The following is a 336-nucleotide window of genomic DNA, read 5'->3' on the forward strand; positions in this document are numbered from 1 at the left end:
CGGAGATGCCTGGGTCGATCTCGACAGTAGGATTGATGTGCGACGAGAAGCGCTCAAGGCCCTCCATGACATCGCTATCGACGAAATGGCCTCTAGCGATCTGGATGAAACCATGACGGTCTCCGTCCACAACGAGGCCCGGAAACTAGTATATTCTGCCACCATCAGCGTCTCTCAGTCGTTCCCGGTGTCGCAGCATCCCCACTAGCCGGGAACATCACCGGGGGCTCCAAGTTCGGTGACCATGGAAAGATCGCCGCAACGTGTGCGAATGACCGCCTTGCTGGACAACCTGCGGGAACAGAAAGAGGGGCAGAGGAACGTTGGCGCCAAACT

General features: G+C 57.7%; 1 protein-coding gene. It reads left to right on the forward strand.

Features of this window, described 5'->3' with window-relative positions; translation table 11 throughout:
- On the forward strand, positions 1-208 hold a 208-nt coding region (locus tag EN852_RS41920; RefSeq protein ID WP_210238314.1), incomplete at its 5' end, for a hypothetical protein.
- Positions 209-336 lie beyond the last annotated feature (128 nt).

Source organism: Mesorhizobium sp. M2E.F.Ca.ET.209.01.1.1, assembly GCF_004010375.2.
In the GTDB taxonomy this organism is placed as follows: domain Bacteria; phylum Pseudomonadota; class Alphaproteobacteria; order Rhizobiales; family Rhizobiaceae; genus Mesorhizobium.